General features: G+C 65.2%; 19 protein-coding genes. 7 read left to right on the top strand and 12 right to left on the bottom strand.

What is annotated here, in order from left to right:
- Positions 1–10 precede the first annotated feature (10 nt).
- From DM872_RS21555 to DM872_RS21545, 3 genes are all read left to right on the top strand, one after another.
- Complete coding sequence (locus tag DM872_RS21555) at positions 11–1,159, top strand: NAD(P)/FAD-dependent oxidoreductase (RefSeq protein ID WP_179061351.1); 1,149 nt, start codon at positions 11–13, stop codon at positions 1,157–1,159.
- 188 nt (positions 1,160–1,347) lie between these two features.
- A complete protein-coding gene (locus tag DM872_RS21550) occupies positions 1,348–1,620 on the top strand; it encodes an HU family DNA-binding protein (RefSeq protein ID WP_016495401.1) in 273 nt (90 codons plus the stop codon).
- A gap of 136 nt (positions 1,621–1,756) precedes the next feature.
- Positions 1,757–2,149, top strand: coding sequence for a helicase (locus DM872_RS21545; protein WP_179061350.1), 393 nt, complete (start codon positions 1,757–1,759; stop codon positions 2,147–2,149).
- Between the two features lie 113 nt (positions 2,150–2,262).
- Here DM872_RS21545 and DM872_RS21540 read toward each other — a convergent pair whose 3' ends face one another.
- From DM872_RS21540 to exbB, 6 genes are all read right to left on the bottom strand, one after another.
- Positions 2,263–3,669, bottom strand: coding sequence for an HDOD domain-containing protein (locus tag DM872_RS21540; protein ID WP_179061349.1), 1,407 nt, complete (start codon positions 3,667–3,669; stop codon positions 2,263–2,265).
- Between the two features lie 90 nt (positions 3,670–3,759).
- On the bottom strand, positions 3,760–5,835 hold the full coding sequence (gene recG, locus DM872_RS21535; RefSeq protein ID WP_179061348.1) for an ATP-dependent DNA helicase RecG: 2,076 nt from the start codon (positions 5,833–5,835) through the stop codon (positions 3,760–3,762).
- Entirely contained in the window at positions 5,832–6,770 is a 939-nt protein-coding gene (locus DM872_RS21530; RefSeq protein WP_077524911.1) for a hydrogen peroxide-inducible genes activator, read from the bottom strand. Before DM872_RS21530 ends, recG begins: the two co-directional genes overlap by 4 nt.
- Positions 6,771–6,856: 86 nt before the next feature.
- The gene (locus DM872_RS21525) at positions 6,857–7,591 is read right to left on the bottom strand and encodes an energy transducer TonB (protein ID WP_179061347.1); all 735 of its coding nucleotides are present in this window, start codon (positions 7,589–7,591) and stop codon (positions 6,857–6,859) included.
- On the bottom strand, positions 7,588–8,013 hold the full coding sequence (gene exbD / locus DM872_RS21520; RefSeq protein ID WP_179061346.1) for a TonB system transport protein ExbD: 426 nt from the start codon (positions 8,011–8,013) through the stop codon (positions 7,588–7,590). The genes DM872_RS21525 and exbD overlap by 4 nt, the downstream gene beginning before the upstream one ends.
- A 3-nt stretch (positions 8,014–8,016) precedes the next feature.
- Positions 8,017–9,012 carry a tonB-system energizer ExbB gene (gene exbB / locus DM872_RS21515; protein ID WP_179061345.1) on the bottom strand — a complete coding sequence of 332 codons (996 nt, stop codon included), beginning with the start codon at positions 9,010–9,012 and terminating at the stop codon, positions 8,017–8,019.
- A gap of 213 nt (positions 9,013–9,225) precedes the next feature.
- Here exbB and DM872_RS21510 point away from each other — a divergent pair, with 213 nt between their 5' ends.
- The 3 genes from DM872_RS21510 to DM872_RS21500 all read left to right on the top strand — a co-directional run bounded on the left by DM872_RS21510 (position 9,226) and on the right by DM872_RS21500 (position 11,707).
- A complete protein-coding gene (locus DM872_RS21510; RefSeq protein WP_179061344.1) occupies positions 9,226–10,077 on the top strand; it encodes an SDR family oxidoreductase in 852 nt (283 codons plus the stop codon).
- A gap of 2 nt (positions 10,078–10,079) precedes the next feature.
- The gene (locus DM872_RS21505; protein WP_179061343.1) at positions 10,080–10,880 is read left to right on the top strand and encodes an AraC family transcriptional regulator; all 801 of its coding nucleotides are present in this window, start codon (positions 10,080–10,082) and stop codon (positions 10,878–10,880) included.
- A gap of 212 nt (positions 10,881–11,092) precedes the next feature.
- Positions 11,093–11,707: a LysE family translocator gene (locus tag DM872_RS21500; RefSeq protein ID WP_179061342.1), complete on the top strand. Its 615-nt coding sequence runs from the start codon at positions 11,093–11,095 to the stop codon at positions 11,705–11,707.
- A gap of 80 nt (positions 11,708–11,787) precedes the next feature.
- On the opposite strand, the gene DM872_RS21495 is transcribed toward DM872_RS21500, so the two are convergent.
- From DM872_RS21495 to DM872_RS21470, 6 genes are all read right to left on the bottom strand, one after another.
- Positions 11,788–12,522: a hypothetical protein gene (locus DM872_RS21495; protein WP_179061341.1), complete on the bottom strand. Its 735-nt coding sequence runs from the start codon at positions 12,520–12,522 to the stop codon at positions 11,788–11,790.
- Between the two features lie 57 nt (positions 12,523–12,579).
- Positions 12,580–12,960: a RidA family protein gene (locus DM872_RS21490; RefSeq protein WP_077524919.1), complete on the bottom strand. Its 381-nt coding sequence runs from the start codon at positions 12,958–12,960 to the stop codon at positions 12,580–12,582.
- A gap of 28 nt (positions 12,961–12,988) precedes the next feature.
- Positions 12,989–15,097 carry a bifunctional GTP diphosphokinase/guanosine-3',5'-bis pyrophosphate 3'-pyrophosphohydrolase gene (spoT, locus tag DM872_RS21485; protein WP_179061340.1) on the bottom strand — a complete coding sequence of 703 codons (2,109 nt, stop codon included), beginning with the start codon at positions 15,095–15,097 and terminating at the stop codon, positions 12,989–12,991.
- 60 nt (positions 15,098–15,157) lie between these two features.
- Positions 15,158–15,421, bottom strand: coding sequence for a DNA-directed RNA polymerase subunit omega (rpoZ, locus tag DM872_RS21480; RefSeq protein ID WP_179061339.1), 264 nt, complete (start codon positions 15,419–15,421; stop codon positions 15,158–15,160).
- 177 nt (positions 15,422–15,598) lie between these two features.
- Positions 15,599–16,219: a guanylate kinase gene (gene gmk, locus DM872_RS21475; RefSeq protein WP_077524921.1), complete on the bottom strand. Its 621-nt coding sequence runs from the start codon at positions 16,217–16,219 to the stop codon at positions 15,599–15,601.
- 12 nt (positions 16,220–16,231) lie between these two features.
- On the bottom strand, positions 16,232–17,095 hold the full coding sequence (locus tag DM872_RS21470) for a YicC/YloC family endoribonuclease (RefSeq protein ID WP_179061338.1): 864 nt from the start codon (positions 17,093–17,095) through the stop codon (positions 16,232–16,234).
- A 137-nt stretch (positions 17,096–17,232) separates the two neighbouring features.
- Here DM872_RS21470 and rph point away from each other — a divergent pair, with 137 nt between their 5' ends.
- Positions 17,233–17,952, top strand: coding sequence for a ribonuclease PH (gene rph, locus DM872_RS21465; RefSeq protein WP_179061337.1), 720 nt, complete (start codon positions 17,233–17,235; stop codon positions 17,950–17,952).
- Positions 17,953–17,955: the final 3 nt, after the last annotated feature.

The following is a 17,955-nucleotide window of genomic DNA, read 5'->3' as shown; positions in this document are numbered from 1 at the left end:
GGAGTGAGCAATGAGTGCACCCGTGGTGATAGTCGGCACCGGCCTGGCCGGTTACAACCTGGCCAAGGAGTTTCGCAAGCTGGACAGCGAAACCCCGCTGCTCCTGATCAGTGCCGACGATGGCCGCTCCTACTCCAAGCCGATGCTGTCCACGGGCTTCGGCAAGAACAAGGACGCCGACGGCCTGGCCATGGCCGAGGCCGGCGCCATGGCTGAGCAGCTCAAGGCGGAAATCCGCACCCACACGCGCATCACCGGCATCGACCCGGGTCACCAGCGCCTGTGGATAGGCGAGGAAGCCGTGCCCTATCGCGACCTTGTCCTTGCCTGGGGTGCGGACACCATTCGCGTGCCGGTCGAGGGCGATGCCCAGGATGCGATCTTCCCGATCAACGACCTCGAAGACTACGCGCGCTTCCGCACCGCTGCGGCCGGCAAGCGCCGGGTGCTGATCCTCGGCGCCGGGCTGATCGGTTGCGAGTTCGCCAATGACCTCAGCCTGGGCGGCCTGGAAGTGGAACTGGTCGCGCCCTGCGAGCAGGTGATGCCGGGTCTGCTGCATTCGGCTGCCGCGTCTGCGGTGCAGGCCGGGCTGGAAAGCCTCGGCGCGCGCTTCCACCTCGGTCCGGTGCTGGCCCGTCTGGATCGCGGCGAGAACGGCCTGGAGGCGCTGCTCTCCGATGGCACCCGGATCACCTGTGACCTGGTGGTGTCCGCCGTTGGCTTGCGTCCGCGCACCGAGCTGGCCGCCGCCGCCGGGCTCGCGGTAAACCGGGGCGTGGCGGTGGACCGCCAGCTGCGCACGTCCCACGCGAACATCTACGCCCTTGGCGACTGCGCCGAGGTCGACGGCCTCAACCTGCTTTACGTGATGCCGTTGATGGCCTGCGCCCGCGCGCTGGCACAGACCCTGGCAGGTACGCCTACTGCGGTGGCGTACGGCGCGATGCCGGTCACGGTGAAGACCCCGGTCTGCCCGCTGGTGGTGTCGCCGCCACCCCGTGGCACGGATGGCAGCTGGACGGTTGAAGGCTCCGGGGCGGACATCAAGGCGCTTTACCGCGATGCGGCTGGAAGCCTGCTCGGCTATGCCCTTACCGGGGCCGCGGTGCAGGAGAAACTGGCCCTGAACCGGGAGCTGCCGCCGCTTCTGGCATAAATGTCAGCCCTTCTGTCGGATTAATCCTTCTGTTCTTTCGGAATTCCCGCTGAGGACACTGGCGGAGTGCCAATCGGCGTGCCATCCTCCCCGTGGTCTGCCGCAGCGCAGAGCCGTTGCGGCGCCTTGGGCGCTGTTCTGGACGAACAGCACGGACACAAAAACAACAAACCGTCAATGAGGCATCTATGCGTAAACCGGAACTCGCCGCCGCTATCGCGGAAAAGGCCGATCTCACCAAGGATCAGGCCAATCGCGTACTCAATGCGGTGCTGGAAGAAATCACCAACGCGCTGAACCGCAAGGACAGCGTAACGCTGGTGGGCTTCGGCACCTTCCTGCAACGTCATCGTGGTGCCCGCACTGGCAAGAACCCGCAGACGGGTCAGCCGGTCAAGATCAAGGCCAGCAATACTGTCGCCTTCAAACCGGGCAAGTCGCTGAAAGAAGCCGTGAACTAAGCTTCTTCTGCCCGGAACCGGGGAGGTTCCGGGCAGTTCACTCGCGCCCTCGCAATACCCTCCTTTAGCTGGCTGTAGTCCTGCCGGCAAACCGCTACAATGCGCCGCTTTCTCCATCCTTCGAGGCCGTGCGCGCATGAAATTCCGCTTTCTTCTCTGGATGCTGGGCCGCCTGATGGCCAAGGCCAGCCGTGATAATGCCGAGTTCCAGCAGCAGCTGGCGGGCAAGGACCTGGTGTTCCAGCTGCATACCCTGGACGGCAAGATCGCCCGTCATTTCATCGTTCGCGAACAGCGCGTCATCAGTAAGCGCGGCCCCGCCAACTCGCCGGCCTTCGCCATCGGCTTCAAGGACGGTGCCTACGGCTTCGCCACCATGAGCGCGAAGAACAAGCAGCTGGCCTTCATGCAGGGCATCCAGAACAAGGACATCCAGATCCAGGGCAACCCGGCGCTGGTGATCTGGTTCCAGGGGCTGACCAAGCACCTGGTGCCGAAGAAGAAGGCCGTCGAGAAGAAAGCCGCCTGACCTCGTTTCCCCAGTAGGAGCGAATTCATTCGCGATTGAAATCGCTCTTACGGCGTGCGGAAAGGGAATGAAAAAAGGGGCGCCACTGGCGCCCCTTTTTCATGCCCGCAGGATTAGTGCGGACCGTTGAACTGGGAAGCCAGTTCGCGCAGCGCGGCTTCCGCCTGCAGCACCTTGTTCACCGCGTCATCCGCCTTCTCGCGACTGATACCCAAGGCGTCGAACAGGTCGTCCGGAATCTCGACTTCCGGGCCGGAACCGATGCCGCGGTTACGCAGCAGGCTGACCGCCAGGCATACCAGGTTGGGGTAGGCAGCGTTGTCGTTCTGGTAGTCGGGGTCGTGCTGGAAACGCAGGGCGGTGTAGAGCTCTTCCGGCATGTCCCAGAAGCGCATCAGCCAGCTGCCGATCTGCTCGCGGGTGATACCCAGCAGGTGCTGTTCGATGTAGCTGTGGGAGAGGTGCGGGTTGACCTCCAGGTGCCGGCAGATCAGCGAGAAATGCGGCGGGAAGACGTGGGCCAGCACCAGGTAGCCGAAGTTGTGCAGCAGGCCGGCGAGATAGGTCAGGCCGGTCTCGGGACGCTGGGCACGCGGCATGGCACGGGTCAGGCCCTCGATGACCGCGGCGGTATAGATCGCCTGCTGCCAGTAGGGTGTGGCTTGCTGCGGCTGGTCCTTGGGCAGGCTCAGGGACTTGCCCAGGGCTAGGCCGAGGGCAAGGTTGATCACCAGGTCGAAGCCCAGCACGCGCACGATGGCGTCTTCCACCGAGCGGATCTTGCCGGGGGCGGCGTAGTAGGGCGAGGCCGCCCAGCTCACCACCTGTGCGGCCAGGGCCGGGTCGGTTTCCACGACGCCGGTGATGTCTTCCACGGTGGCATTGGGATCGACCCGCAGCTTGATGATTTTCTGCGCGGACTCCGCCAGTGGCGGGATCTCGATGGTTTCTTCGAGGCGCTGCTGGATGCGGCGCGCGGTGAAGGCCTGCACAGCCTGGGTGATCTCTGCGCGGTCGTCGGCCGGGCGGTCGAGGTTCGGGCGGATGCTCGCCAGGGGCTCGCCGAAGCGCGCGGCGCTGGCCTTGCTCAGCAGACCACGGTAGTCCTCGCTGGCCAGCTCCAGCAGCACGCCGGGTTGTCCGGATTCCACCAGCACGCGTGGCTCCTGCAGCAGGCGCTCGTCATACAGGCAAGGCGAGCTGGTCAGCGGCGGCAGGCCGGGCAGGGCGCCCAGTTGATGTTTGCCGAGCATGCGATCGAGGCGCTCGGGCTTGACCGCCACCAGCTTGCGGCCAGTGAGTTCGGCGAGGCGATTGAGGTCGAGCAACTGGCTGCGCGGGAAAAGCACCAAGAGGGCGCCGACGGCGTCTTCCAGCAATACCGACTGGACCCGCTGCGCAGCGGACAGCCCCGGATGCTCCAGGCGAACCTGAAACGCCAGCCCGAGTTTTTCGAGCAGCTGCACTATCACTTCGGGCGGTTGTGGCGAGGAATCCGGGACGAGGGCGACTTCAGTCATGGCAGCATCCAGCTTTGATTTTTCTGCCCGGAGTATAACGAGCAGGTCGGGAAGGGTCGGGGCGAGGCGACGATTGAGCTGTGAACTGCATCACACTTGGCCGTACTGTTGGCCGTGACGCAACCAGCGCTCCAAGAGTGGACTGACGTGCTGAGGCCAATGGGCCAGTAGCGCTTGTGCCGCGTCGCGTACGGCGGGCAAGAGGTCGGCGTCGCGCATGAGGTCGGCCACCTTGAACTGCAACAGGCCGGTCTGGCGGGTGCCGAGCATTTCGCCGGGACCACGCAACTCCAGGTCCTTCTCGGCGATGACGAAGCCGTCGCAGGTTTCACGCATGATCGCCAGGCGTTCGCGGCCGAGCTGTGACAGTGGCGCGTGGTAGAGCAGCACGCAGTGGCTGGCGGCACTGCCCCGGCCAACGCGACCGCGCAGCTGGTGCAACTGGGCAAGGCCGAGCCGCTCGGGGTTCTCGATGATCATCAGGCTGGCGTTGGGCACGTCCACGCCCACCTCGATCACGGTGGTGGCCACCAGCAGTTGCAGGGCGCCGGCCTTGAACTCGGCCATCACCGCAGCCTTCTCGGCAGGCTTCATGCGCCCGTGGATCAGGCCCACGCGCAGTTCGCCGAGGGCCGAGGAAAGCTCTTCGAACGTCGTCTCCGCTGCCTGGCAGGTCAGCTCTTCGGACTCTTCGATCAGGGTGCAGACCCAATAGGCCTGGCGCCCTTCATGGCACGCCGCACGGACGCGCTCGATCACTTCGATGCGGCGGCTATCGGCGACCAGCACGGTGTTCACTGGCGTCCGGCCGGGCGGCAGCTCGTCGAGGATGGAGGTGTCCAGGTCGGCGTAGGCACTCATCGCCAGCGTTCGCGGGATCGGCGTGGCGGTCATGATCAACTGGTGCGGGCAGAGGCGTCCGTCCACGCCTTTCTGGCGCAGGGCCAGGCGTTGCTGGACGCCGAAGCGGTGCTGCTCGTCGATGATCACCAGGGCCAGGCGCTTGAACTTCACCTCGTCCTGGAACAGCGCATGGGTGCCGACGATCATCGGCGTGCCACCGGCGATCTGTTCCAGGGCGGCGGCGCGCGCCTTGCCCTTGAGCTTGCCGGCAAGCCAGGCGACTTCGAGGCCGAGCGGTTGCAGCCACTTGGTGAAATTGACGTAGTGCTGCTCGGCGAGGATTTCCGTGGGGGCCATCAAGGCCACCTGGTAGCCGGCCTCCAGGGCCTGCAGCGCGGCCAGCGCGGCGACCACCGTCTTACCGGCACCGACGTCGCCCTGCACCAGACGCAGCATGGGTTCCTGTTGGGCCAGGTCGTAGGCGATCTCGGCACCGACCCGCTGTTGGGCGCCGGTGGGCTGGAAGCCGAGGTTGGCCAGGTACTGCTTGGGCAGTTTGCGCGCCGGCGGCAGTTGCGGCGCGTGCTGGGCCCGCAGGCTCTCGCGCAGACGCTGTAGCGACAGCTGGTGGGTCAGCAACTCTTCGAAGGCGAGGCGTTGCTGCGCCCAGTGCTGGCCTTCGGCGAGTTCTTCGAGGTCGGCATCCGGCGGTGGCCGGTGGAGATAGCGGATGGCTTCGTCGAGCGAGCCCAGGTGGTAATCGCGCGCCAACTCCTTGGGCAGCCAGTCCGGCAGGCTGTGTGGGCCGAGGCGGGCCAGGGCGAGCTGGCTGAGGCTGCGCAGGCGCTGTTGGGTCAGGCCTTCGGTCGTCGGGTAGATCGGGGTCAGGGTCTGCTCGACCGGCGGCGCTTCATCGCCGCTGAGGGAGCGGTACTCCGGGTGGTAGATCTCGAGGCCGGTGGCGCCAGGGCGGACTTCGCCATAGCAACGCAACTGGGTGCCACGCTTGAGGCCTTCCTTCTGCGCCTGGCTGAAGTGGAAGAAGCGCAAGGAGAGGGTTCCGCTACCGTCCTGCAGGCGTACCAGCAGGCTGCGACGCCGGCCCATGACGACGTCGGCGCCGCCGACGATGCCTTCCACCACCGCATCCTGCCCCGGGCGCAATTCGCCGATGGGGGTGATGCGGGTGCGGTCCTGATAGCGGGTAGGCAGGTGGAACAGGATGTCCTGCAGATTCTCCAGGCCAACCTTGGCGAGCTTTTCCGCCAGGGCGGCACCGACGCCCTTGAGCGCGGTGACCGAGACTTGCGCCAGCTCGGTCATGCCGGCTGCGGTTCGCCCTGGGTTTTCGGGTGGGCCACGGAGCAGAGGCGGATGGAGTCCGCCAGCACTTCAATGGCGCGCGGGCGCGGGAAGCTGGCGCGCCAGGCGATGGCCACGGTGCGGAAGGGAACGGGTGGCGTCAGCGGGCGGATCTCGATGATGCCGGGGGCGTAGTGATGGCTGTCCACGGCCGAGAACGGCAGGATCGACACGCCGAGGCCGGAGGCAACCATGTGGCGGATGGTTTCCAGGGAACTGGATTCTACGGTGGTGTGCTTGGCGCTGTCCTCACCACCCTTGCGCAGGCTCGGGCAGGCTTCCAGCACCTGGTCGCGGAAGCAGTGGCCTTCGCCCAGCAACAGCAGGCTCTTGTCATTGAGCATCTCGCTGTCGATGGATTCGCGCTCGCTCCAGGGATGCCCGAACGGCAGCAGCACGTAGAAGGGTTCGTCGTAGAGTGGCTTGGTCAGCACATCGGCTTCGGCGAACGGCAGGGCGATGATGATCGCGTCGAGTTCGCCGGTGCGCAGCTTGTCACGCAGGATGTGGGTGAAGTTCTCTTCGATGTACAGCGGCATCTGCGGCGCGACCCGGTGCAGCTGCGGAATCAGGTGCGGGAAGAGGTAGGGACCAACGGTGTAGATGGCGCCCACCTTGAGCGGTGCGGCGAGCTGGTTCTTGCCGGCCTGGGCCATCTCGCGGATGCCCTGCGCCTGCTCCAGCACTTTCTGCGCCTGGGTAACGATGCCCTCACCGACCGGGGTCAGGCGCACGGCGCTCTTGCTGCGCTCGAAGATGAGCACGCCGAGCTCGTCTTCCAGCTTCTTCACCCCCACCGACAGCGTCGGCTGGCTCACGTGGCAGCGTTCGGCGGCACGGCCGAAATGCTGTTCCTGGGCGAGGGTGACGATATAGCGCAGTTCGGTGAGGGTCATAGCATTTATCCATTGAGGTCCGGCAAGCATAGCGGCTGGAGTCAATGGAACCAAGCGCCTGCGCGAGGTGCGCAGGCGCTTGGGAGTCAGCGCCGGTCCAGCGAGTAGACGAAGGGCGCAACCACTTCCAGGGAGCCGTTGTTGAGCAGCTCCGGCGGGGGCGGCGGCAGCGGCTGAGCGCGCCGGATCATCTCCAAAGTGGCGCGGTCCAGCGAGGCGCTGCCGGACTTGCCCACCAGGGTGTAGGAGATCACCTTGCCTTCGCCATCGACCACGAAGCGCAGGCGGTTGACCCCTTCGAAGCCGCGGCGGCGGGCGTCGTCCGGGTAACGCTTGTAGCGTGCCAGGTGCGCGAGCAGCTTGCTCTGCCAGGTCGGCTTGGCGTCCGAAGGTGCGCTGGAAGCGGCCTGCTGCTGGGCAGCGGGCTTGGTGTCGCTCGGGGCCTTGGTGGGCGCGGCGACGCTTTCCTTCACGCTCTCGGTTTCCTGCGGCTTCTCAGGCTTGGGCTCCGGCGGTTTCGGCTTCGGCGGCTTGGGCTTGGGTTTCGGCTTGGGCGCGATGGCGATCTTCGGCTTCGGCACTTCCACCAGCTTGGGCAGCGGTTCGGGTTCGGGCTCGACCTGGGGTGGCGGTGGTGGCGCCGGGACGGGTGCGGGGGCCGGCAACGGCTCCAGCTCCACCATCATGGCCGCGGGCGGCAGCTCGATCGGCTCGGCGTGCGGGCGCCAGTAGAGCGCCCAGAGGCCGAGGCCGATGTGCAGGCCGAGCACGACGACCAGGCTGACGCCCCATTGCGACAGCTTGCGTTTGCCTTGGCTCATTTAGTCCCGACCGTCTCGAGTCCAACCAGGCCGATCTTCAGGTAGCCGGCACTGCGCAGCGCATCCATGACTTCCATCAGGCGACCGTATTCGACGACCTTGTCGCCGCGCACGAAGATGGTCTTTTCCTTGTCGGACTTGGTCAGCTTGTCCAGCACGCCGGCCAGTTGCTCTTCGGTGACCTGCTCGTTCTCCAGGTACAGGCTCTTGTCTTCCTTGATGCTCAGGTAGATCGGCTTGTCCGGCCTGGGAGCGGGCTTGGCGGTGGAGGCGGGCAGGTCGACCTTGATGTCGACCGTCGCCAGGGGTGCCGCCACCATGAAGATGATGAGCAGCACCAGCATGACGTCGATGAAGGGGGTGACGTTGATCTCGTGGGTTTCCTGGAGATCATCGCCACCATCGTTCAGATGGATTCCCATGGATCAGCCCACTTTTGCCATTTGCGGAGACTGGCCACGGTCGGCCGGCTGGTGGTCGAGGTCGCGGCTGACCAGCAGCAGGACCTGGGCCGAAGCATCGGACACCTGCGCCTTATAGCCGGCGATGGAGCGGGCGAAGACGTTGTAGATGACCACGGCCGGGATCGCGGCGACCAGGCCCAGGGCTGTGGCCAGCAGGGCTTCGGCGATACCGGGGGCGACCACCGCGAGGTTGGTGGTCTGGGATTTTGCGATGCCGATGAAGCTGTTCATGATGCCCCAGACCGTGCCGAACAGGCCGACGAAGGGCGCGGTGGAACCGATGGTGGCGAGCACGCCGGTGCCCTGGCTCATCTGGCGACCGCTGGCGGCGACCAGGCGCTCGAGGCGGAAGCTGACGCGTTCCTTGATGCCTTCTTTCTCGCGGGTGTTGGCGGAGAGCTTCACCTCTTCCTGGGCGTCCTGCACCAGCTGGTGGGAGACGCAGCTGCCGTTGCTGACCTTCTCGCCAGCCTCGATCAGGGTGCGCGCGGATTTCAGGGTGCCCAATTCGCGGCGCAGGCGGCGCTTGGCGGCGACCAGCTCGAAGCCCTTGGCGATCCATACGGTCCAGGTCAGGACGGAGGCCAGGGCCAGGCCGATCATCACGGCCTTCACCACGATATCGGCGTTCTGGTACATGCCCCAGGGGGACAGGTCGTGAGCCAGCATCAGCTCGCCTTCAGCCTCGGCGGCCAGCGGGTCGGTCGGAATGGCATTCGGGTCCAGCGAGGCAGCACCGGCCGGCACTACGCTGCCGTCGGCAGCCGGGATGGCGGCATTAGCCGGAGCATTCGCGGGCGCGGCGGGCTGGCTGGCGGCGGCCGGAACGCTCTGCGCGGTCGGCTCCTCGGCGAAGGAGGCGCCGGGCACCAGCATCATGCTGATCAGCAGGGCCGCCAGCAGGCGTGGCGGGCGGGAGGCAATGTTGGGCTGTACGTTGCGAGCGTTGGGTTTCATGCTGGCCGGACCTGAAGGAATGAAAGCGGTTTCGTCCATCGGCATTGGGGTATCAGCCTGGACCGAAGGGTTTGCATTATTGCAAGTAATTCTTGTTTGTAAAAGTGACTATGTATCGATCCCACTGCCGTTTGGCGATTCGATGGCTCGGCGCGAGCGATTGGCGATTGCCTGCCGTGGCCCTATCCTGATGACTTTTTCGGAGTTCTCCCGATGTCCGCTTCCCTCCTGATTGCCGGCTGCGGCGATGTTGGCAGCCGCCTGGCCACCGAAATGGTGCAGGCTGGCTGGACGGTCCATGGGCTTCGGCGCCAGGTGTCGGCCCTGCCAACGGGCGTTTTGCCGGTAGCCGGCGACCTGGAGCGTGCCGACTGCCCGCGAGACTGGCCCCAGGGGTCGCTGGACTACCTGGTCTACAGCGCGGCGGCCAACCAGCACGATGAGGCGGGCTACCGCTCGGCCTACGTCGAAGGCCTGCGCCATGTGCTTGCCTGGCTGGCCCAGCATGGGCAGGTGCCGCGGCGCGTCCTGTTCGTCTCCAGCAGCGGCGTCTATGGCCAGCGGGACGGCGAGTGGATCGACGAGGCATCCCCTGCCGAGGCCGAAGGATTTTCCGGCCAGGTGATGCTGGAAGCCGAGCGCCTGGTCCTGCAGAGCGGTCTTCCCGCTACCTGCGTGCGCCTGAGCGGCATCTACGGGCCTGGCCGCGAATGGTTGCTCAAGCAGGTGCGCATGGGCTATCGCGTGGTCAGCGAGCCGCCCCTCTATGCCAATCGTATCCATGTCGACGACTGCGCAGGCTTGCTGGCGCATCTGCTCAAGGCTGATGCCGACGGCGTGGCGCTGGACGATTGCTACATCGGTGTCGACGATGCGCCGGCACCGCTCCACGAGGTGGTCGGCTGGTTGCGCCAGCGGATGGGCGTCACCGAGTGGGCCGACGAATCGACTGTGCGCCGCTCCGGAAGCAAGCGCTGCAGCAACGCCCGTGCCCGAGCCCTGGGCTGGGCTCCGCGTTACCCGAGCTACCGCGAAGGCTACGCGGCGATCCTTGGCGACGTCTGAACGTGGACGCCAATCGCATGCTGGCGCGCCCCTGGCTACCGGGGGTGGAACTGTTTCATGCGGACTTTTCCGGGCAGCCCTTTGGTCGCCACAGCCATGACGCCTTCGCCATCGGCGCCATCCTGCATGGCGTGGGCGGTTATCAGTGTCGGGGCGAGCGTCATGCGCTGCCGGCGGGCACGCTGTCGCTGATGAACCCCGAGGAGCCCCATACCGGACATGCCGAGTCCGAGCGGCTGATCTATCGCATGCTCTATGTCGAAGAATCGCGCCTGCCCGCTCTGCTTGGGCGCAAGCGCTTGCCAGAAGGGTTCCGCGAGCTGAATCCGGCCGATGACGGGCAGGTAGCGGCCGGGCTGGCTCGCCTGGCGGCGGAATTCGAACGCGGCGATGCCCTGGCGCTGGAGAGCGAACTGCTGGATGTGCTGGAGCGGGTTTTTGTCCGTCACGGCGGCCTGCGTGCAGCGGCACCCGCATCCCGGGATGGCGGCGTGACGAGTTTCCTGCGCGACTACCTGGAGGCTCACTACGCCGATGCTGTAAGCCTCGAACAATTGGCCGGATTGGTGCAGCGTCATCCGCGTCATCTGATCGACGCCTTCCGCCGCGCCTACGGCGTGCCGCCGCACACCTACCTGCTGCAGCGGCGGGTACGCGAGGCCAAGCGCCTGTTGCTGGCTGGGCAGCCACCGCTGGACGTGGCGCTAAGCCTCGGCTTCTACGATCAGGCGCATTTCTCCGGCACCTTCAAGCGCTTCACCGGCGTGACGCCGGGGCGATTCCGTCGCGCCGCACGTACCTGAGAGTCTGTCCACGATCTGCTGCGCGTCGGCCCTGCGGCGTTAAAAGCAGGCTCGGAATGCTCATTTACAACTAGTAAATTCCGCTTCCTCGCCTCCTTTTGCCTTGCATGGCTCTAGCTCGCGAAATCGTGATCAGACTCTGAGTTTTCTCCAAGACCACTCGCTTGCATGGCCTCGACACTGGCCGCCGTATTTCACGGAGGTCCGAAGCCATGCTCGCGTTGTTCCTGTTGGTCGCCAGTACCCATTTCGCAGCGCTGCTGTCGCCAGGTCCGGATTTTTTCCTGCTGCTGCGGGCGGGACTGGTCAGAGGGCTGCGCCATGCAGATGGTTGTGCGGCGGGTATCGCCCTGGCCAATTTGCTGAGCATGCTGCTGGTGTTGCTGACCCTCAGCCTGTTGCCCGCTTCCGACGGGACGTTCTGGCAGGTGCTGCAATTGGCTGGTGGAGGCTACTTCGTCTGGATCGGTGGCCGGGCAGTGCTGGCTCGACGTGAGCTGGTGTTGCCAGAGGCGGAGGCGGGGAGACAGGGTTCGTGGCGCCATGGCTTCATGGCGGGGTTGCTGGCCAGCAGCCTCAACCCCAAGCTGCCGATCTTCTACGCAGGCCTGTTCGGCGTCCTGCGCAATGCGGCGATGCCGGGTTGGGGGCTGGCCATGAGCATGGCCTGGATGACCGCGGTGGTGCTGTTCTGGGATATGGCGCTGGTGCGGCTGCTCGGCTATCCGCGCTGGCGAGGTTGGCTGCAGTTGCGGGTCAGGGCGCTGGATAGGCTTTGCGGTGCGTTGCTGCTGGTGCTGGGGGCATGGTTGCTAGCCGGCGTGTAGGAGCGAGCTCTGCTCGCGATCGGTTCGGCGCGAAGCTTCGCGAGCAGAGCTCGCGCCTACATACGTGTCGCGGGAGAGGCTCAGTCGCGCTCCAGCAGCCAGGCGCGCTTGCCGGGGGAGTATTCGGGCATCTCGTCGATATGCGCGCCGTTACGCGCTTCGAGGATTTCCAGCTCATCACCGTCGTGGACGAAGATCCATGCCGCGCCCTGGTTGCCGTTCTGCAGCCAGATGCTGTCGTTTTCGCCACTCATGGCTGCGCAATCACCCGCGAGGCAGAGTGCGTAGCGATCAGCGCCTGGGAAGCCTTCGAGGCTGCCATCGGGGTTGAACTTGACCACGCCGCCCTGGCCTTGGCCGTCGACGATTGTCCAGGTGCCACCGAGGTAGGCGGTGTAGAGCGCGTGCTCGAATGCACTGCCGGGCGGTGCGCCGTCTACGGGAGACTTGTCCGGGTGGACGAAGCGTTGCTCGGGGAGGTTTTCGCTGGCTTTCTGCACCAGTTCCGGGCCGTCCACTGTGAGCTCTTCGTGGTAGTCGCCGTAGAAATCCACTCGCCAGGCGCCATCTTCCTGGGCTGCGAGGCGTCCTTCGCCCAGCTCGAAACCATTGCTGTAGTGGGCTTCGCCTGTCTTCTGGTCGATCTGCCACTCCAGGTTGGGGCCGTAGGCGAGCAGAGACTCGCGCAGCTTGCCTTCTTTGGCTGCGGCATTGATGGCTGCCTGGTTGATCCAGATGCCGCTGGGGTCAGACGGGGCGCTGGAGCAGCCGCCAAGAATGGCCGCGCAGAGCAGCAGGGGGAGGGTGTGACGCATGACGTATTCCTTCCGGAACGATAGCCACGGACCGGACGGCCCGTGGCAGGGAGGCACTTATTCGAGGACCAGAATGGCGTCCATTTCCACCTGGGAACCACGCGGCAGGGCGGCTACGCCGATGGCTGCGCGAGCCGGGTAGGGCTGTTCGAAGTAACGGCCCATGACTTCGTTGACCTTGGCGAAGTGGGACAGGTCGGTCAGGAAGATGTTCAGCTTGACGATGTCCTTGAAGGAACCGCCGGCGGCTTCGGCCACAGCCTTCAGGTTTTCGAACACCTGAACGGTCTGGGCTTCGAAGCCTTCGACCAGTTCCATGGTTTTCGGGTCCAGCGGGATCTGGCCGGACATGTAGACGGTGTTGCCGGCCTTGATGGCCTGAGAGTAAGTGCCGATGGCGGCAGGTGCCTTGTCGCTGCTGATGACGGTCTTGCTCATGAGAACTCCTTGGGGCTCTTGGGATCAGCTACGCCCGCACGCGGGTGATACGGATCACCCCTTTGAGCGCGCGCAGCTTCTTGATCACTCGCGCCAGGTGCACACGGTCGTGCACGCTGACCACCAGCTGGACCACGCTGATGCGACCATCGCGCTCGTCCATGCTGATCTTCTCGATATTGCCGTCGGCGGCATTGACGCTGCTGGCCAGCAGGGCGATCAGGCCGCGCTGGTGCTCCAGCTCGACGCGCAGCTCGACGTTGAACTCGCCGGCAACGTCCTTGGCCCACGACAGCTGGATGCATTTCTCCGGGTTGTGCCGGATTTCGCTGATGTTCTTGCAGTTTTCCAGGTGCACCACCATGCCCTTGCCAGCGGAAAGGTGGCCGACGATGGGGTCGCCCGGAATCGGCGTGCAGCACTTGGCATAGCTCAGCACCAGACCCTCGGTGCCACGGATGGCCAGCGGACCTTCGGGGTTCGGCAACTGCTCGCCGTCGCTGGCCAGCAGGCGACGGGCGACTACATAGGCCATGCGGTTGCCGAGGCCGACGTCTTCCAGCAGGTCTTCGATCACGTCCAGGCGGTACTCGCCGAGGACGGCCTGGATGCGCTCGGGGCTGATCTTGTCCAGATGGCTTTCGAAGCCGGCCAGGGCCTTGTTCAGCAGGCGCTCGCCGAGGCTGATGGACTCCGAACGGCGCTGTTGCTTGAGGGCGTGGCGGATATGGGTGCGCGCCTTGCCGGTCACGACGAAGTTGAGCCAGGCGGGGTTCGGCCGCGCGCCGGGTGCCGTGACGATTTCCACGGTTTCACCACTCTGCAGCGGCTCCGAGAGGGGCGCCAGGCGACGGTTGATACGGCAGGCGATGCAGGTATTGCCGACGTCGGTATGCACCGCGTAGGCGAAGTCGACCGCAGTGGAGCCTTTTGGCAGCTCCATGATGCGACCCTTGGGCGTGAACACGTAGACCTCGTCGGGGAAGAGGTCGATCTTCACGCTCTCGATGAACTCCAGCGAGTTACCGGCGCGTTGCTGCAGTTCCAGGATGCCCTTGACCCACTGACGAGCCCGGGCATGGGTGCCCTTGGGCTGGTCGTCCTCGGTGGATTTGTACAGCCAGTGCGCGGCAATGCCGTTGTTGGCCATCTCTTCCATTTCGCGGGTGCGGATCTGGATTTCGATGGGCACGCCGTGCATGCCGAACAGGGTGGTATGCAACGACTGGTAGCCGTTGGCCTTGGGAATCGCGATGTAGTCCTTGAAACGGCCCGGCAGCGGCTTGTACAGGTTGTGCACGGCGCCGAGCACGCGGTAGCAGGTGTCGACCTTGTCGACGATGATGCGGAAGGCGTAGACGTCCATGATTTCATTGAACGCCCGGCGCTTGCCGCGCATCTTCTTGTAGATGCTGTAGAGGTGCTTCTCGCGGCCGATGACCTCGCCTTCCATGCCTTCGCGGCGCAGGCAGTTGGTCACCGATTCCTCGATCTTGTTGACGATTTCCTTGCGGTTGCCGCGGGCGCGGCGCACAGCGGCACGAATACGCTCCGAGCGCATCGGGTGCATGGCCTTGAAGCCGAGGTCCTCGAACTCCACGCGCATGCTGTGCATGCCCAGCCGGTTGGCGATGGGGGCGTAGATTTCCAGGGTTTCCTTGGCAATGCGCCGACGCTTCTCGCCGGACAGCACTTCCAGCGTGCGCATGTTGTGCAGGCGGTCGGCCAACTTGACCAGGATCACGCGGATGTCGCGCGCCATGGCCATGGCCATCTTCTGGAAGTTCTCGGCCTGGGCTTCGGCCTTGGACTCGAAATTCATCTGGGTCAGCTTGCTGACCCCATCCACCAGCTCGGCGACGGTCTCGCCGAATTGCGCGCAAAGGGCTTCCTTGGCGATGCCGGTGTCCTCGATCACGTCATGCAGCATCGCGGCCATCAGGCTCTGATGGTCCATGTGCATGTCGGCGAGGATGCTGGCTACGGCGAGCGGGTGGGTGACGTAGGCTTCACCGCTGCGACGGCGCTGGCCGTCGTGGGCCTGCTCGGCATAGAAGTAGGCTCGGCGCACCAGGTTGACCTGGTCGGCGCCGAGGTAGGTCGAAAGTCGTTCGGCAAGGGCGTCTATGCTCGGCAAGATATTTCTCCTTGCCGGCCTTGGTTACCCTGCGCCGTGCGACGTCGACCAGGCATGGAATCAGAGGGCCTCGTTGGCCTCGTCCTCGAATGCGGCAAACAGCGGCTCTTCTTCAACGATGTCTTCCTGGGCGACGACGTCATAGTCGACCAGGCCGGCAGCGATTTCGCGCAGGGCGACTACGGTCGGCTTGTCGTTTTCCCAGGCTACCTTCGGCTCTTTGCCGCCGGTGGCCAGCTGACGGGAACGCTTGGTGGCGAGCATGACCAGCTCGAAGCGGTTATCGACGTTGTCCAGGCAATCTTCAACGGTAACGCGGGCCATGGTGTTCCTCGTAGCACGAAATGAATGGCTGATGCTTTGCCCAATTGGGCGAGCGGACTGGATAGTCTAAAAAATCGCCAGCAATTAGGGAAGCGCCGATTTTCGGCGCTTTGCGGGTGGAGTGTGGCTCAAGGCAGGTGCGGGAGCCAGCTATTGCGGCGATAGAGACGCGTGCAACTAGTCGAGCAGGCGGGCCAGCAGGGCACCGTGGCGGACCTGTTGCGAGTCGTGGCGCAGCTGGTTCGCACGGAAGATGGCCTTGAGGTCTTCCAGGGCCGTGGCGAAGTCGTCGTTGATCACCAGGTAGTCGTACTCGACGTAATGGCTCATCTCGCTGACCGCCTCGCGCATGCGGCGCTCGATGATCTCTTCGCTGTCCTGGCCACGGTTGTCGAGGCGCTGGCGCAGGGCTTCCTGGCTCGGCGGCAGGATGAAAATGGACTTGGCCTGGGGCATCAGGCGACGGACCTGCTGGGCGCCTTGCCAGTCGATCTCGAGGATCAGGTCATGGCCTTCGGCCAGGGTCTGCTGAACCCAGCGCTGGGACGTGCCGTAGAGGTTGCCGAAGACTTCAGCGTGTTCCAGGAAGTCGCCGTGCTCGAGCATCTGCACGAACTCTTCGCGGCTCACGAAGTTGTAGTTGACGCTGTCTACCTCGCCCGGGCGCATGCCGCGGGTGGTGTGGGAAACCGAAACGCGGATGTTGGGCTCGGCGTCGATCAGCGCCTTGACCAGGCTGGTCTTGCCGGCGCCGGAGGGGGCGGAAACGATGTACAGGGTGCCGGGAGTGGCGGTCATGGGGGCAGTCTCTTACTCGATATTCTGGACTTGTTCGCGCATCTGCTCGATCAACACCTTGAGGTTGACCGCAGCCTGGGTGCTGCGCGGGTCGAAGGCCTTGGAGCCCAGGGTGTTGGCTTCGCGGTTGAGTTCCTGCATCAGGAAATCCAGACGGCGGCCTGCCGCGCCGCCAGCCTTGAGCACGCGGCGGACTTCGCTGATGTGGGTGCCGAGGCGATCCAGTTCTTCTGCGACGTCGCTCTTCTGCGCCAGTAGGACCATCTCCTGCTCCAATCGTTGCGGATCGAGCTCGGCCTTCATCTCGGCGAAGCGGTCGAGGATCTTCTGCCGCTGGGCCGCGAGCATCTGCGGCACGAGGGCGCGCAGGGCGGTGACGTCTTCCTGCATGGCGTCCAGGCGGTCATTGAGCAGGCGAGCCAGCTCGGCCCCTTCGCGGGCACGGCCTTTCTTCAGCTCGTCGAGCGCCTTGGCGAACGCTTCCATGGCGGCAGCGTTGAGCGCCTGCGGGTCCGCGGCATCGGCGACCAGAACGCCCGGCCAGGCGAGGACTTCCAGGGGGTTGAGCGGAGCGGGTTGCTGGATCAGCGCGGCGACGCTTTCGGCGGCCTGGATCAGTTGGCTGGCGCGTTCACGGTCCACTTGCAGCGGTTTGCCGGCGCTTTCTTCGGCCAGGCGCAGGGTGATTTCCACCTTGCCGCGCGACAGGCCCTGGCGCAGGGCGTCGCGCACGGGGCCTTCGAGGTCGCGGAAGGCCTCCGGCAGGCGCAGGTGGGGTTCGAGGTAACGGTGATTGACCGAGCGCAGTTCCCAGCTCAGGGTGCCGTGGGAGCCAGCCCGTTCAACGCGGGCGAAGGCGGTCATGCTGTGCACCATGGGGTTTCCTCTCGGTTTCGACGATCAAAGGAGGGGATTGTAGCCCAGGCGGCCTGCGCCTCCCAACGCGGCGATGTCCCCCTTGCCCGAGGGCCTCTATAATGGCGGGCAGATTTCTCCCGAACAGGTAAGCCCGAATGAAACGTCCCAGTGGCCGCGCGGCCGAACAGCTGCGTCCGATCCGCATCACCCGTAACTACACCAAGCACGCCGAAGGTTCGGTGCTGGTTGAGTTCGGGGATACCAAGGTGATCTGCACGGCCAGCGTCGAGTCCGGCGTGCCGCGCTTCCTCAAGGGCCAGGGCCAGGGTTGGCTGACCGCCGAGTACGGCATGCTGCCGCGCGCGACCGGTGAGCGTAACCAGCGCGAGGCCAGCCGTGGCAAACAGGGTGGCCGCACCCTGGAGATCCAGCGTCTGATCGGCCGCTCGCTGCGCGCCGCGCTGGACATGACCAAGCTGGGCGAGAACACCATCTATCTGGATTGCGATGTGATCCAGGCCGACGGTGGCACCCGCACCGCCTCCATCACTGGTGCCATGGTGGCCCTGGTCGATGCGCTGAAGGTGTTGAAGAAGCGCGGCGCATTGAAGGGCGACCCGCTGAAGCAGATGGTCGCCGCCGTTTCCGTGGGCATCTACCAGGGTGAGCCGGTGCTGGACCTGGATTACCTGGAAGACGCTGCCGCCGAGACCGACCTCAACGTGGTCATGACCGATGCCGGCGGCTTCATCGAAGTCCAGGGCACCGCCGAAGGTGCTCCGTTCCAGCCGGAAGAGCTGACCGCCATGCTCGACCTGGCGCGCAAGGGCCTGAACGAGCTGTTCGAGCTGCAGCGCGCCGCGCTGGCCGACTGACTG

Source organism: Pseudomonas taiwanensis (assembly GCF_013393345.1).
Classification (GTDB): Bacteria; Pseudomonadota; Gammaproteobacteria; order Pseudomonadales; family Pseudomonadaceae; genus Metapseudomonas; species Metapseudomonas resinovorans_C.
This window is presented reverse-complemented; position numbering and strand designations above follow the sequence as displayed.

Bases quoted from the DNA above. Each gene is read 5' to 3' on its own strand.
- DM872_RS21555 (WP_179061351.1), top strand. From the start codon at position 11: ATGAGTGCACCCGTGGTGATAGTCGGCACCGGCCTGGCCGGTTACAAC.
- DM872_RS21550 (WP_016495401.1), top strand. From the start codon at position 1,348: ATGCGTAAACCGGAACTCGCCGCCGCTATCGCGGAAAAGGCCGATCTC.
- DM872_RS21545 (WP_179061350.1), top strand. From the start codon at position 1,757: ATGAAATTCCGCTTTCTTCTCTGGATGCTGGGCCGCCTGATGGCCAAG.
- DM872_RS21540 (WP_179061349.1), bottom strand. From the start codon at position 3,669: ATGACTGAAGTCGCCCTCGTCCCGGATTCCTCGCCACAACCGCCCGAA.
- recG (WP_179061348.1), bottom strand. From the start codon at position 5,835: ATGACCGAGCTGGCGCAAGTCTCGGTCACCGCGCTCAAGGGCGTCGGT.
- DM872_RS21530 (WP_077524911.1), bottom strand. From the start codon at position 6,770: ATGACCCTCACCGAACTGCGCTATATCGTCACCCTCGCCCAGGAACAG.
- DM872_RS21525 (WP_179061347.1), bottom strand. From the start codon at position 7,591: ATGAGCCAAGGCAAACGCAAGCTGTCGCAATGGGGCGTCAGCCTGGTC.
- exbD (WP_179061346.1), bottom strand. From the start codon at position 8,013: ATGGGAATCCATCTGAACGATGGTGGCGATGATCTCCAGGAAACCCAC.
- exbB (WP_179061345.1), bottom strand. From the start codon at position 9,012: ATGAAACCCAACGCTCGCAACGTACAGCCCAACATTGCCTCCCGCCCG.
- DM872_RS21510 (WP_179061344.1), top strand. From the start codon at position 9,226: ATGTCCGCTTCCCTCCTGATTGCCGGCTGCGGCGATGTTGGCAGCCGC.
- DM872_RS21500 (WP_179061342.1), top strand. From the start codon at position 11,093: ATGCTCGCGTTGTTCCTGTTGGTCGCCAGTACCCATTTCGCAGCGCTG.
- DM872_RS21495 (WP_179061341.1), bottom strand. From the start codon at position 12,522: ATGCGTCACACCCTCCCCCTGCTGCTCTGCGCGGCCATTCTTGGCGGC.
- DM872_RS21490 (WP_077524919.1), bottom strand. From the start codon at position 12,960: ATGAGCAAGACCGTCATCAGCAGCGACAAGGCACCTGCCGCCATCGGC.
- rpoZ (WP_179061339.1), bottom strand. From the start codon at position 15,421: ATGGCCCGCGTTACCGTTGAAGATTGCCTGGACAACGTCGATAACCGC.
- gmk (WP_077524921.1), bottom strand. From the start codon at position 16,219: ATGACCGCCACTCCCGGCACCCTGTACATCGTTTCCGCCCCCTCCGGC.
- DM872_RS21470 (WP_179061338.1), bottom strand. From the start codon at position 17,095: ATGGTGCACAGCATGACCGCCTTCGCCCGCGTTGAACGGGCTGGCTCC.
- rph (WP_179061337.1), top strand. From the start codon at position 17,233: ATGAAACGTCCCAGTGGCCGCGCGGCCGAACAGCTGCGTCCGATCCGC.